Origin of the sequence: Clostridium sp., assembly GCF_050717545.1 — a bacterium.
In the GTDB taxonomy this organism is placed as follows: domain Bacteria; phylum Bacillota; class Clostridia; order Clostridiales; family Clostridiaceae; genus Clostridium_AD.
In genome coordinates this window covers 1-13792 of record NZ_JBOITN010000002.1, presented here as the reverse complement: position 1 = coordinate 13792, position 13792 = coordinate 1, and the positions used below count along the sequence as shown (strand labels likewise).

Sequence of the window (13792 nt, the reverse complement as noted above, 5' to 3'; positions counted from 1 at the left end):
TAAAATGAATGCTTTTTGGTGCAGAAATATTTGAAAGTGACTTTGGTACCATGGTAAAGTAATATTTTACTATTTCCTAATCGTATGGTTAGCTAAACAAATTCTTTATCCATCCCAATAATCCTATTTTCTCATCGTTAACAGTTTCTTTTTCGTCTTTAACTTTTGTAGTTTTCACTCTTATTTCATCAGTTTTCATAACAAATTTAACTTTACCGTCCATCTCGTCACCTATACCTGAGAAGGTACCATAATTGTTGGATATTTTTACAAGTTCATCTTTTACATCCATTACATCTTGTAAATCTGCTATTTTACTATCAACATCACTACTTATCTTTTGAATACCATCTTTATCGAATTTTATCATATTCTCATCTAATTCTTTACTTCCATCCACTAATTTATCAGCACCTTCTTTTAATTTTACTGATACCACAGAAAGTTCGTTAGCTGCTGAATTAAGCTTAGTTGTTCCTTCCATTAATGGTTTTACACCTTCTCTATTCAATTTTGCTAAACCATTTACTACACTTTGAGAACCTCCAACTAATTTTTGGGTGCTTTCTGCCATCGTTTTTGTTCCCGCACTTAAGTCTTTAGCTGCAATATTTAACTTAGCTGCTCCACCTTCAAGTCCATCGCTACCAGTTCTAAGACTTTCTGTAGCTGGGCTTAATTGTTCTGCTCCTTGTGAAAGCTCTCCTGCTCCTTTCGCTAATTCGCCAGTTTTATCAGATATTTGTTTTGCAGCATTAGCTAATTTTTTTGATTCTGATGCTGCATTTTTTTGTCCTTCTTGTAGCTGACCCATTCCTGAACTTACCTGCTCTGAACCAGCTTTAATTTTTACCATGCCTTGTTCAAGTTCATTTAACCCTTTTAGCAAGTCATTGTCGCCCTCCTTTAAAGCTAAGTTTTTTAGAACTTTTATAACTTCTAAGTTTTGATTCGATCCATCTATTACTTGCTTTTGACCTTGCTTTAGCGCTCCTGTAGAAGTCACCATTGTATCTAGTCCTTGACTTAATGCTTCCGTTTTAATTGTCAACGTATTTGTTCCTTCAAACAACTTCTTAGCTCCATCTGAAAGTCCTTTAGAACCTATTACTAATTTACCTGTTCCATCTGCTACCTTAACCGCTCCATCAGCAAATGCTTTTGAATTTGCAGCAAAATCTAATGCGCCTAATCCAAATTGCTGCGCTCCACTACCGAACTTTGTAGTACCCAACTGGAATACTTTTAAACCCTCAGCTACTTGCACCGCTCCGCTTTGTGCTGCATTTACACCTTCTCCAAGTTTTGTCATACCATTATTTAATCCTAAAGCTCCAATTGCGAGCTTACTTATCCCACCGTTAAATAATGTCATGTTATCAGCTAAAGCCTTTTGAACAACAAACAAGTTACCTGTTCCATCAGCTAACTTAGTACTAGCAGCTTTAATATCATTAATACCTTTTGTTAAATCATCTAAAGTAGATGCACTTTTAAATTCACTCATGTCAGGAAGTTCAGGTGTTCCCGTTATCATTATAGGTCCCATCTCAAAATTTTCAACCTGAGCAGTAATCTCTAAATTCTCTTTTAAATCTAAGGAGCTATCCTTTAAATCTAAACTTTCTTTCATTCCTGGAAGACAAATGAAAGTAACTATTTGGTTGTTACCATCATTAATCATTTTCCCACTATTAATTTTAACATCTTTAAAATTATCTACTGGCAAATCTAATACAGTTACAGTACTAAATGGACTGTATATTTTTCTCGTTTGCCCTTTAATATTAACCATGTGGCTATCATTATTTACATAATCAATTTTTATTTTTACTTCCCCACTTTTCCCTGCTAAATTCTCTGGCTTAATTTCCTTTCCATCAAGAAAATATTTAACATTTACATCTATAGGAAGTTTTTTATCAGTAGTCCCTCTATAATAAATATCGTTTCCCTTTAACTTCCAAGTTAAATTTTCACCAATACCATTTGGTTTTTCTTCACCCTTTACATTTTTTATATCCTTTAATATGGATTTATCTTGAATTTCAATATTTTTCTCATCTGAATGGAGCCAGTCACTCACTATTCTTTCTTTAACTTTTCCTTGCTGACTTAATGTTACATATACAGTTTCATCCTTTTTAATTAATTCTGTTGCATATACCATATTTGAACTAGCTAATGTTCCTATTAAAACTACACTTAATAATTTTTTTGACATACATTTATTTTTCAAGTTAATACATCTCCCCTTATTTTTAATTGCTAATTGTTCCTGGTTTAGTTTTAAAATTCCTACTAGTTGCCTGTATTACTTTTTCACTTACAATTAATATAGATGGAAGAACAAGCAAGATAATTGCCATACTTATTAATGCGCCTCTTGCCATCATTGTGCATAATGAACTTATCATTTCCATTTCAGAAATAATTGCTACTCCAGCAGTTGCTGCGAAAAAGGTTAATGCACTAGTTACAATAGATTTTGCCGAACCTTGAACAGCTATTTCCATAGCTTTTATTTTATCGTATCCATTTCTCATTTCTTCTCTAAACCTTGTTGTCAGTAATATTGCATAGTCAACTGTGGCACCTAACTGTATAGTTCCAATTACTATAGATGCTACAAAGGGTATAACAGCACCAGTATAGTATGAAATTGCCATGTTTATGAATATTGCAAGTTCTATGGCTAAAACCAGAATTACTGGTACAGATAGAGATGCAAATATTAGAAGTATTATTACAAATATTGCACCAATAGATGCTATGCTAACATGCTTAAAGTCTACATCTGCTACTTCGGTTAAATCTTTAGTAAGATTTCCTTCTCCTGAAACCATTGAGTTCGGATCATATTCTTTTGTGATTTTGATTACTTCATCTATTTGATCACTTTCCATACTTGTAGCTGCCTTGTATTTAGAATTTGCCATTATTAGTTTATATCCACCTTTTTGAACCATGGATTTAATATCCTCTGGTATAAAACTTTCTGGAACAAGTGGTCCTAAATATTTATCTGACGCAAGTACCTTTTCAATTCCATCTACATTTTCTATTTTTTTTACCATTTCCTTGACTTTATTAGTTTCAAGCTCATCATTTATTATAATAAAGTGTGTTGAGGTCATATTGTAATCTTTCTTTAGTTTATTGGTTGCTATAATAGAATCTAAGCTTTTTGGTAGAGATTCATCTAAATTATAATAAACCTTAGTGTGGTTATTCCCATAAATAGCTGGTATAAATAGGAGTAGAAATACTATAGTGATTATTTTATAGTGTTTCGTAGACAGTTTAGATAATTTATTAAATTCAGGTAATATGGTTTTGTGACTAAATCTATGAATAGGTTTATCAAATATTAAAATCAATGAAGGTAATACTGTTATCGTAGTTATAACTCCAAGTAATACGCCCTTTGCCATTACTATCCCAATATCCTTACCTAAGGTAAGTTGCATAGTACATAATGCTAGAAAACCTGCTATAGTTGTTAGTGAGCTTCCCGATATAGCAACCATGGTATTTGCTATAGCCTCCCCCATTGCTCCTATTTGATTATTTGGCATAAGTTCTCTTTCCTCATCATATCTATGAAGTAAAAATATCGAATAATCCATAGTTACACCGAGTTGAAGTACTGCTGCTAATGCCTTTGTTACATACGAAATTTGTCCCAGGAATATATTTGTTCCCATATTATATAATATGGCATACCCTATCCCTAATAAAAAAATAAATGGAATTATAACAGATTTCATAGTTAAAGATAAAACTATGACCGATAATATCACTGCAATCATTACATAAAACGGTGTTTCTTTATCAGCTAAATCTTTAGTATCCTTAACAATTGCGGATATTCCGCTTAAATAACACTGCTTATTTGTTACCTTTCTTATATTCGTTATACCATTTTGAGTGATTTCTGAAGACGCGGATTCTTTAAATTTAATTATTAACATAGTAGAATTTCGGCTATAAAAGGAACTTTTAATTTCTTCTGGTAAAATTTCCTTAGGTACAGTAGTATCTAAAATATCATCCACCCAAATAACTTTTTCTACACCTTCAACCTTTGCAACCTTTGCTTTTATTTTTAAAACATCCTTAGCTTCCATATCCTCAATAATAAGCATTGATGTAGCTGCGTTTGAAAATGTCTTATCCAAAATATTTTGTCCCTTCATGGAATCAAGGTTTTGGGGAAGATAGGTCAAAAGATCATAATTTATTTTTGTATTTATCATTCCCAGTACGGATGGAATGAGTAACAATGTAGAAATAATTAAAACTAGAATCCTGTTTTTCGCTATAAAATGTCCAAACTTTTTCAATTATGTCATCCCTTTCTTATAAAATTAATTTTGTAACATTTTTTTAATGGTTTTAAATAATACAGGTTTCATATTATCTATAGTATCTGGTTCCTCTAAAATAATTGAGCTGTAGCACACGGAACCTGTTAGTTCAATAATCATAAACAATGTTTTTTCAGCTTCGTTTATACACATAGTTTCACTCACTATATTATCCATAAATACTTTTGCAATTTTTTTCATTTCGTCATACTCCAAAGGTTCTGCTATAAACTTTCTATAAATACCCCAAGAAAGATTTTTATAGATAAGCCTTAATAGCCTTTTATCACTCCTTAAATACTCAATTATATAATCTACAAAGAAGATTACTTTATCATTAAATTCTATAAAATCCTTATTCATAGATACCTCAATAGCTTCTTTTAAAACTTTTGAACTCTTTTTTAAAATTATTAAGTCAATAATATGATATTTATCTTTAAAGTAAAGGTAAAAAGTCCCTTTAGCAACTCCTGCTTTTTTTACAATATCGTTTATAGCAGTGTCATTAACCCCTTTAGTTGTAAAAAGCTCATAAGCTGCATCGTATAGGTTCTTTTGTTTCTTTAACTTATTTATTTCTGATTTACTTTGTTTGTTTTTAATAATTTTATCTTTTTCCATAGTTCACTTACCATCCTTCTTCTCGTTTTATTTATGACTAACGGTCATTTGTTTGTCGTACTTATTTAGTATATACTTTTATGACCATTAGTCAACAATTATTTTTAAATAAAATATAAACATTTGTAATGTCATATTAGAATTGAAAAGGACTATTCTAGAGAAGTAAAATTATAAAAAAATACAAAATAAAATAGTAGGATTGGAATAAAGTAATGTGATATAATATAGTTAGATTAGAGAAACTATGGGCGGTGTAAGTGAATGGAAAACAAAGAATTAATTAATATGATGAGAGCATTGCTAAAAGAAGAAATGGAACCAATGAAGCAGGGTATAAATCAAATTGAGACAAAAGTTGATAAGAATACAATAATGCTAGAAGATTTAAATAAAAAAGTTCAAATTATAGCTGAAGTGCAGTCAGCACATAAGGAACAAGGGGATCAGAATTATAAGATAATACTAAAAGAACAGATTAACAATGGAACTTTACTAGGGAATTCATTAAAGAATGTTTCTGCTGATGTCAAAGAAGTGAAAATTGATGTTATAGAACTAAAGGAAACGGTAGAAGGTATAAGAAAAGATTTAAATGCAGTTGAGATAATTACATCAAAGAATTGGAATGAAATTGCACATTTAAAAGCAGTAAAATAATCTACATGTCATTTAAGATGGTACTAACCTAAGATTGTTATGAATATAGTGAGTGGAACATATTAGAATATAAGGAATCATAAGCTTAGAAGGTAAGCTTATGATTCCTTTTTTGAAATAAATAGAGGTAACTAAATTTATTTTAGTATCAGGTTGACAATTTTTTAACTGAGGAATATAATATACTTATCAGGGCAAACGTTTGCACAAATTAAATTTAATACATAGATTTGTTTTGCACTAAGATTTATATACATATAACTTAAAAGTTAAACAGAGGATTAACACTTTACAAGCTTGATTAAATAGATAGGTGTTTATTTGTAAAATATTAGAGGAGGTAAATAAAATATGGTTAAGAGTAAATCAAAAGTAATTTCATTCGATTTTTGGCAAAAATTTGGGAAAGCATTATTAGTAGTAGTTGCAGTTATGCCTGCAGGTGGACTAATGATTTCATTAGGAGTAGTTATAGGTCTTATGGCACCAAATATAGCAGCTGTGCAAACGTTATCCCTAGTTATTGGAGGTATAGGTTGGGCAATAATAGGTAATCTAGGAATATTATTTGCTATAGCTATTGGTGGATCTTGGGCTAAAGAGCGTGCTGGTGGAGCGTTTGCAGCACTGATTTCATTTATTTTAATAAATAAAATAACTGGTACTGTATTTAATATTACAAATGAGATGCTTACAGATGCAACTGCAACGGTAACTTCATTAACAGGACAACATCTTTTGGTTAAAGATTATTTTATTTCTGTTCTTGGATCTCCAGCATTAAATATGGGAGTATTTGTTGGTATTGTTTCAGGTTTTCTTGGAGCGGTATTATTCAATAAATATTACAACTATAATAAATTACCCAGTGCTCTCGCATTCTTTAATGGTAAACGATTTGTACCGTTTGTTGTAATAGTAGGTTCAAGTGTTGTTGCATTTGCATTTGTTATTGTTTGGCCATTTGCTCAATCTGTTATAAATGGATTTGGGAAGTGGATTGCAACATCACAAAATACTGCACCATTTATTTCACCATTTATATATGGTATGCTTGAACGTTTATTATTACCTTTCGGACTTCATCATATGATTACAATTCCAATAAATTATACAGATCTTGGTGGAGCATATAAAGTATTAACTGGTGCTAATGCGGGTAATACTATACTTGGACAAGACCCACTTTGGCTAGCATGGGCTACTGACTTAGGTAACTTAAAAGCAGCAGGGGATATGAGCGCATATAATAACTTAATTACAACAATTCATCCAGCTCGTTTTAAGGTTGGACAAATGATTGGAGGAGCTGGATCATTAATGGGTGTTGCACTTGCTATGTATAAAAGTGTAGCTATAGAAAAACGAGCAAAATATAAATCGGTATTTTTTTCAGCAGCTATTGCAGTTTTCTTAACAGGGGTTACCGAACCATTAGAATTTATGTTTATGTTTATTTCACCAATATTATATGGTGTTTATGCATTTATACAGGGACTCGCATTTATGTGTGCAGATATAATTAACTTAAGAGTTCATAGTTTTGGTATTATAGAGCTTATGGCTCGTATACCTATGATTGCAAAAGCGGGAATTATAGGGGATTTGGTAAACTTTGTACTAGTAACTATAGTATTTTTCTTCATAAATTATTTTGTATTTAAATATATGATTAAGAAATTTAATATATCAACTCCAGGACGTAATGGAAATGAAATTGAAATTGATATGGAGGATAGTTCAGTTAAAGCTGATACAAAGAAAGAAAATGTTTCTAATAACAAGAATGGCTTAGCTGTAAATATTATTGAATTACTTGGAGGAAAAGAAAACATTGTGGATGTGGATGCGTGTATGACTCGTCTTCGAGTAACAGTTAAAGATAGTTTGCTTGTAAAAGAAGAAAAAGAATGGAAAAAAAATCAGGCTTTGGCTTTAATAATTAAAGGTAATGGTGTACAGGCTGTATATGGACCTAAGGCAGATGTTCTAAAATCTGATATTACAGATATACTAGGAGTTTAGGATGAAATTATTAACTTTAAATTGTCATTCTTGGATGGAAGAATATCAAGAAGAGAAGATTAAAATTATTGCAAAAACTATAAAAGAGAAAAGTTATGATGTAATTGCGTTACAAGAGATAAATCAATCTATAAATGAAGACATAACTTATAGCAACATAAAACATGATAATTTTGTTTTAGTTTTACTACAAGAATTAGAGCTGTTAGGTTGCAGTGAATACACAATGCTGTGGGATTTTTCTCATATTGGTTATGATAAATATGAGGAAGGACTAAGTATTATAACTAAACATAAAATATTAGAACAAGGTACTTACTCATTTTTTATTAGCAGTAGTGAGGACAGAGAGTTTTGGAAAACTAGAAAGGTTGTAGGAGCTTCTATTAAAGTAGGTAAACAAATTATAGATTTCTACTCTTGTCATCTAGGATGGTGGGAGGACGAAGAGGAACCTTTTAGAAAGCAAGTAGATAAGTTATTTAGCAACTTGAAAGAGGATAGACTAACATTCCTTATGGGAGATTTTAATAATAATGCTCTAACAAGGGATGAAGGTTATGATTATTTAATGGTAAAAGGGATTAGGGATACCTACTCCCTTGCTAAAGAAAAGGATTGTGGGGTAACTGTAAAAGGTGAAATTGATGGATGGGACGCTAACAAAAATGATTTAAGGCTAGATTTAATTTTAGTAAATAAAGATGTAGATGTTAATTATTCTAAAGTAATATTCAATGATAAAAATGGCCGGGTGGTATCCGATCATTATGGAGTAGAAATAGATGTTAACGACATTTCAGAAGGAAAGTCTCTCAATTCTATAGATAGGAGTTACATACCCTAATAATTAGAAAATTTTAGGGGGAGAATAAATTTCCTTCTGAAGTCGTTAATATTACAGCTCCGCAGGAGATGATTTAATTTGGGATGAAATTAATAATTTGCAATAAAGTATAAGAGGAGGCAAAAATAATGTCAAAGGTTAAGGCTTGTTTGTTTGATTTAGATGGTGTGATTGTAGATACTGCTAAATATCATTATTTAGCATGGAGAAGGCTAGCGCTAGAATTAGGATTTGATTTTACGTTGCAGCAAAATGAAAGTTTAAAAGGGGTAAGTAGGATGGCATCCCTAAAAATACTATTAGATATAGGTGGGATAACCTTAAGTGAAGCGCAAAAAATAAGTCTTGCAGAGAAAAAGAATAATTGGTATCGCGAATTTATTGCAACCATGACTCCAGATGAAATTTTACCTGGTTCAAAGGAACTTTTAGAAAAATTAAGGATTAGTGGATTTAAAATTGCGTTAGGTTCTGCAAGTAAAAATTCTATGACTATATTAAATAATGTAGGGCTTGTAAATCACTTCGATGTTATAATTGATGGAACTAAAACAAGTAATGCAAAACCAGACCCAGAAGTCTTTTTATTAGGAGCAAAGGAGCTTGGCGTTTTACCTTCTGAATGCGTAGTTTTTGAAGATGCGAAAGCTGGTATAGAGGCTGCAATAAATGGTGGAATGTATAGTATTGGAATTGGTGATCCACTAGTTCTAAATAAAGCAAATATAGTTATTGCTTCACTTGCAGAGATGACACTTGAAAAATTAAACTTATAAATTATTATAAAGGAGGTCTAATATGAAACAATATTTAAAAATGGATGAATGGAATATCATAGAAGAAGGTTTTGATGAAGATAACAATGAAATATCTGAAGGTATTTTTAGTATAGGAAATGGATATATGGGACAAAGGGCAAATTTTGAAGAAAAGTATAGCGGGAAGTCCCTTAAAGGAAATTATATGGCAGGAGTATATTATCCAGATAAAACAAGAGTTGGATGGTGGAAGAATGGATACCCAGAATACTTTGCAAAAGTGTTAAATAGCACTAATTGGATTGGGATAGACATTAGTATTGATGGAGAAACTTTAGACCTTGCGAAATGTGAAGTAAAAGATTTTGTGAGAACTTTAAATATGAAAGAAGGATACCTAAGCAGAAGTTTTGTAGCTAAACTTCCTAGTGGAAAAGAGGTAAAGGTAGATGCAAAAAGATTTGTAAGCATAACATTAAAGGAAATAGGAGCAATTAAATATTCTATTACACCGATTAATTTTGATGGTACATTGAGTATACTTACTTATTTAGATGGTGATGTAAAAAATGAGGATTCTAATTATGATGAAAAATTCTGGGATGAAGTTTTAAAACAATGTGATGAACAAGGATCATCGTTAATAATAAAAACAAAAAAGCTAGACTTTCATTTATGTTCTGCAATGAAATTTGATATTTTTAAAGATGGTTTAAAGGTGGATTATAATCCTGAATTTATAAAAGCAGAAAAGTATGTAGGTAATTCTGTTAAATTAAATGTAAAACAAAATGAAGAGATTGTAATGTACAAATATGTTTGTAACATAACTTCAAGAGATTATGAAATAGAAGAATTATTGGCAGTTTGTAATAAAGATTTAGAAAAAGCTTGTGAAAAAGGTTTTGACATATTACTAAAAGATCAAGCAGATGTTTGGGGCGAAAAATGGAAACATAGTGATATTGTTATTGAGGGGGATGTATCTGCTCAGCAGGCGATTAGATTTAATATTTTTCAGCTAAATCAGACATATACAGGTGAAGACGATAGGTTAAATATAGGACCAAAAGGGTTTACAGGAGAAAAGTATGGCGGAGGTACTTATTGGGATACCGAGGCGTATTGTATACCATTTTATTTAAGTACTGCGAGCCCGAATATATCTAGAAATCTTTTGATTTATAGATATAAGCAATTAGGAAAGGCTAAGGAAAATGCAACAAAGTTAGGTTTTACAAAAGGTGCTCTGTATCCTATGGTTACTATGAATGGGGAAGAGTGTCACAACGAATGGGAAATTACTTTTGAGGAGATTCATAGAAATGGCGCTATAGCCCATGGTATATATAATTATGTTAATTATACTGGAGATAAAAGTTATTTAGGGCAATATGGATTAGAAGTGTTGGTAGAGATTTCAAGATTTTGGGAAGACAGGGTTAGTTTTGCCACCAATAAAGGGAAATATGTAATGCTTGGAGTTACTGGTCCTAATGAGTATGAAAACAATTCAAATAATAACTGGTATACTAATAGAATTGCTTGTTGGACGATGGAATATACTTCCAAGGTGATCGATTATTTAAAAAATAATGAAGCAGCTAGATATTTGGAGCTTGTAGAGATATTAGGCTTAAAAGAAGAAGAAGTTAGTAAGTGGCAAGATATTATTAAAAATATGTATTATCCAGTGGACGATGAGCTAGGAATATTCCTTCAGCAAGACGGGTATATGGATAAGGAGCAAATCCTTGTAAAAGATTTGGACCCAAAGCATTTACCACTAAATCAAAAATGGTCTTGGGATAGAATTCTTAGATCATGTTTTATAAAACAAGCTGATGTATTGCAAGGACTATATTTTCTCCAAGATGAATATGATCTAGATACTATAAGAAGAAACTTTGAATTTTATGAGCCAAGAACAGTACATGAGTCATCTTTATCTCCTTGTGTCCACTCTATCCTTGCTTCAAAATTAGGAAATGAGAAAAAGGCTTATGAGATGTATCTTAGAACAGCAAGACTAGATTTAGATAATTACAATGATGATACAAAAGATGGATGTCATATAACAAGTATGGCTGGAAGTTGGATGTCTATAGTTGAAGGTTTTGGTGGCATGAGAGTAGAAGATGGAAAACTTATTTTAAATCCTTTTATACCAGAAAAATGGAATGCGTTTTCTTTTAAGGTTATGTTTAGAGGGAATTTACTTAAAGTGAATATTAAAAAACATAAAGTTATTATTACTAGTGAAAATAAAAAGCTTATAACTTTATCTGTTAATGGTAAAGATTATACAACAGGGGATGAAATTGAGATTTTATCTTAAGAATAAAAAAATATAATAAGCATAGAATATTTTTAGAAATTGGGAAGTGAAGTTAACATGTCAGTAACTATAAAAGATGTGGCAAGGCTCGCCAATGTATCACCCTCCACCGTTTCAAGAGTAATTGCAGATAATCCTAGAATTAGTGATGAAACAAAACAAAGAGTTTACACGATAATGAAGGAAATTAATTATCATCCTAATGCAATAGCTAGGAGCTTAGTTAATAAAGCGACGAAGACTTTAGGACTTATTCTGCCAAATACAGATGAAGATTTATTTGATAATCCTTTTTTTATCCAAATTATGAGAGGTATAAGCCATTATGCTCAAAAAAAAGGATATTATATTATGTACACTTACAGTAACGATGAAAATCGTGAAGTAGAGGATATAGAAAGTTTAATAAATAGTGGAAGAGTTGATGGAATTATTTTACCAATAGTAAGAAAGGATGATAAATGCATAGCTTATTTGAAAAAAGTAGCTTATCCTTTCGTAGTAATTGGTAGACCTCAGAATTCTGAAGGGGTTTTATGGGTTGATAATGATAATTTTAAGGCAATGTTTAGCGCTGTTAATTATCTTATAAATAAAGGGGATAGAAAAATAGCATTTATAGGAGGGCCATCTGAGCTTAATGTAACTATAAATAGACTAGAAGGTTACAGGTCAGCTATGATAAACATTGGTGAGAAAATAGATGAAAATATGATACAGGTAGCAGAATTTACAGAGACTAGTGGATATAATGCTATGAAAAATATTTTAAAGAAATTTAAACCTACAGCCGTTGTTACCACTGATGATTTAATTGCATTTGGTGTTTCCAAAGCTATTAATGAAATGACGGATAAGAATATTAAAGTTATTGGATTTAATAACACACCACTTGCTGCCTTTAGAAATCCCACATTATCTTCAGTGGACGTTAATTCAGAAGAATTAGGGTATTATGCAGTTAGACTGTTAATAAATAAATTAGAAAATAATGAAGAACAAATAAATAACTATATTATTGATACAAAATTAGTTGAAAGACAATCAACCCAATAACATTAGATATACAAAACACACATTATGGAGTTCTATCTATGATGTGTGTTTTGATTTTTATTAAATCTTGATGATATAGGAGAAATAAGAGGATATTTTAAGGGACATGTTGAATTTATTAAGAACGATAGGGTTATTTTAATGACATTTCAGCACCGAAGGTGATTATTTAACTTTCCCTAGAATACTATTAGTAGAGACTAATAATATTAATTTGTAAGAAAGTTAAATTTTCTTAGTAATTATTCAGAGGGGGATAAAAAATATGCCACAAAATAGTAGTGATTTAAAACGAAGGGCGAAACAGCAGTTACAAGGTAAATGGCTTCAAGCTGGACTTGTATGTTTCATTGCATTTGTAATTACAATAGCCTTAAAAGGTGGAAATGCGGATTCTTTTCAATATGTTTGGCAGAATGGAGAAATGGTTAGAGGACATAATACAAACACATCAAGCGGTCTTGGTAGTTTAGTAAGTTTTGTTTTGTCTGGACCAATAACACTAGGACTAACATGCTATTTTCTTAAGTTAATAAGGAAAGAAGAAACTGTCATTGAGAATATGTTTAGTGGGTTCAAATTTTTTATAAAATCATTTGTTCTAAATTTTATTATAACAATTTTCACAGTTTTATGGTTGTTACTTTTTATAGTTCCAGGAATTATTGCTTCAATAAGATATTCAATGTCATACTACATTATGATTGATAATCCTGAGTTAAGTGCCTTTGAAGCATTAAGCAGAAGTAAACTCATGATGGATGGTTTCAAATTTAAACTGTTTAGTTTATGGTGTAGCTTTATAGGGTGGTTCTTATTAGGGATAATAACTTTTGGCATAGGATTTCTATGGATTAATCCATACTATAAGGCGGCTAAGGCTAACTTTTATCAGGACTTAAAATTTAAATTAGTTTAGAACTCTGCAATGGTGACGAAAATCCCAATATCATTATGATATTGGGGTTTTCGTCATTAGTTATTATAGTAAGCGTAAAATAGCCCACACCTTAAACTAAGGCTTGGGCTATGATATTATTTCTTTAGTGGCTTTCTGCAACTATCCGGTAAATCCTTAGACCATGGAAGAAGATTATCTAGTTTTTCTTTATTA

General features: G+C 31.0%; 10 protein-coding genes. 7 read left to right on the top strand and 3 right to left on the bottom strand.

Annotated elements, in window-relative coordinates; all coding sequences use genetic code 11:
• Nucleotides 1–88: 88 nt before the first annotated feature.
• Genes ACREVX_RS00280 through ACREVX_RS00270 form a run of 3 tightly spaced genes read right to left on the bottom strand, consistent with a single transcriptional unit; the run spans nucleotide 89 to nucleotide 4994 of the window.
• Nucleotides 89–2224 carry a methyl-accepting chemotaxis protein gene (locus ACREVX_RS00280; protein WP_431542034.1) on the bottom strand — a complete coding sequence of 712 codons (2136 nt, stop codon included), beginning with the start codon at nucleotides 2222–2224 and terminating at the stop codon, nucleotides 89–91.
• 37 nt (nucleotides 2225–2261) lie between these two features.
• Nucleotides 2262–4346 (bottom strand): efflux RND transporter permease subunit, encoded by a 2085-nt coding sequence (locus ACREVX_RS00275; RefSeq protein ID WP_431542033.1) that lies wholly within the window; start codon nucleotides 4344–4346, stop codon nucleotides 2262–2264.
• A 24-nt stretch (nucleotides 4347–4370) separates the two neighbouring features.
• Nucleotides 4371–4994 carry a TetR/AcrR family transcriptional regulator gene (locus tag ACREVX_RS00270; RefSeq protein WP_431542031.1) on the bottom strand — a complete coding sequence of 208 codons (624 nt, stop codon included), beginning with the start codon at nucleotides 4992–4994 and terminating at the stop codon, nucleotides 4371–4373.
• 264 nt (nucleotides 4995–5258) lie between these two features.
• On the opposite strand from ACREVX_RS00270, the gene ACREVX_RS00265 reads away from it, so the two are divergent.
• The 7 genes from ACREVX_RS00265 to ACREVX_RS00235 all read left to right on the top strand — a co-directional run bounded on the left by ACREVX_RS00265 (nucleotide 5259) and on the right by ACREVX_RS00235 (nucleotide 13597).
• Nucleotides 5259–5654, top strand: a complete 396-nt coding sequence (locus tag ACREVX_RS00265) for a hypothetical protein (RefSeq protein WP_431542030.1) — start codon at nucleotides 5259–5261, stop codon at nucleotides 5652–5654.
• A gap of 351 nt (nucleotides 5655–6005) precedes the next feature.
• Nucleotides 6006–7679, top strand: a complete 1674-nt coding sequence (locus ACREVX_RS00260; protein WP_431542029.1) for a PTS transporter subunit IIBC — start codon at nucleotides 6006–6008, stop codon at nucleotides 7677–7679.
• 1 nt (nucleotide 7680) lies between these two features.
• Nucleotides 7681–8526 (top strand): endonuclease/exonuclease/phosphatase family protein, encoded by an 846-nt coding sequence (locus ACREVX_RS00255; RefSeq protein ID WP_431542028.1) that lies wholly within the window; start codon nucleotides 7681–7683, stop codon nucleotides 8524–8526.
• A gap of 128 nt (nucleotides 8527–8654) precedes the next feature.
• Complete coding sequence (gene pgmB / locus ACREVX_RS00250; protein ID WP_431542026.1) at nucleotides 8655–9302, top strand: beta-phosphoglucomutase; 648 nt, start codon at nucleotides 8655–8657, stop codon at nucleotides 9300–9302.
• Between the two features lie 22 nt (nucleotides 9303–9324).
• The gene (locus ACREVX_RS00245; protein WP_431542025.1) at nucleotides 9325–11622 is read left to right on the top strand and encodes a glycoside hydrolase family 65 protein; all 2298 of its coding nucleotides are present in this window, start codon (nucleotides 9325–9327) and stop codon (nucleotides 11620–11622) included.
• A 57-nt stretch (nucleotides 11623–11679) separates the two neighbouring features.
• Nucleotides 11680–12678, top strand: a complete 999-nt coding sequence (locus ACREVX_RS00240) for a LacI family DNA-binding transcriptional regulator (RefSeq protein WP_431542024.1) — start codon at nucleotides 11680–11682, stop codon at nucleotides 12676–12678.
• A gap of 265 nt (nucleotides 12679–12943) precedes the next feature.
• On the top strand, nucleotides 12944–13597 hold the full coding sequence (locus tag ACREVX_RS00235) for a DUF975 family protein (protein WP_431542022.1): 654 nt from the start codon (nucleotides 12944–12946) through the stop codon (nucleotides 13595–13597).
• The last annotated feature ends 195 nt before the right edge of the window (nucleotides 13598–13792 follow it).

Coding starts and splice junctions, on each gene's coding strand:
- ACREVX_RS00280 (WP_431542034.1), bottom strand. CDS start 2,224: ATGTCAAAAAAATTATTAAGTGTAGTTTTAATAGGAACATTAGCTAGT.
- ACREVX_RS00235 (WP_431542022.1), top strand. CDS start 12,944: ATGCCACAAAATAGTAGTGATTTAAAACGAAGGGCGAAACAGCAGTTA.
- ACREVX_RS00255 (WP_431542028.1), top strand. CDS start 7,681: ATGAAATTATTAACTTTAAATTGTCATTCTTGGATGGAAGAATATCAA.
- ACREVX_RS00245 (WP_431542025.1), top strand. CDS start 9,325: ATGAAACAATATTTAAAAATGGATGAATGGAATATCATAGAAGAAGGT.
- ACREVX_RS00270 (WP_431542031.1), bottom strand. CDS start 4,994: ATGGAAAAAGATAAAATTATTAAAAACAAACAAAGTAAATCAGAAATA.
- ACREVX_RS00240 (WP_431542024.1), top strand. CDS start 11,680: ATGTCAGTAACTATAAAAGATGTGGCAAGGCTCGCCAATGTATCACCC.
- ACREVX_RS00265 (WP_431542030.1), top strand. CDS start 5,259: ATGGAAAACAAAGAATTAATTAATATGATGAGAGCATTGCTAAAAGAA.
- pgmB (WP_431542026.1), top strand. CDS start 8,655: ATGTCAAAGGTTAAGGCTTGTTTGTTTGATTTAGATGGTGTGATTGTA.
- ACREVX_RS00260 (WP_431542029.1), top strand. CDS start 6,006: ATGGTTAAGAGTAAATCAAAAGTAATTTCATTCGATTTTTGGCAAAAA.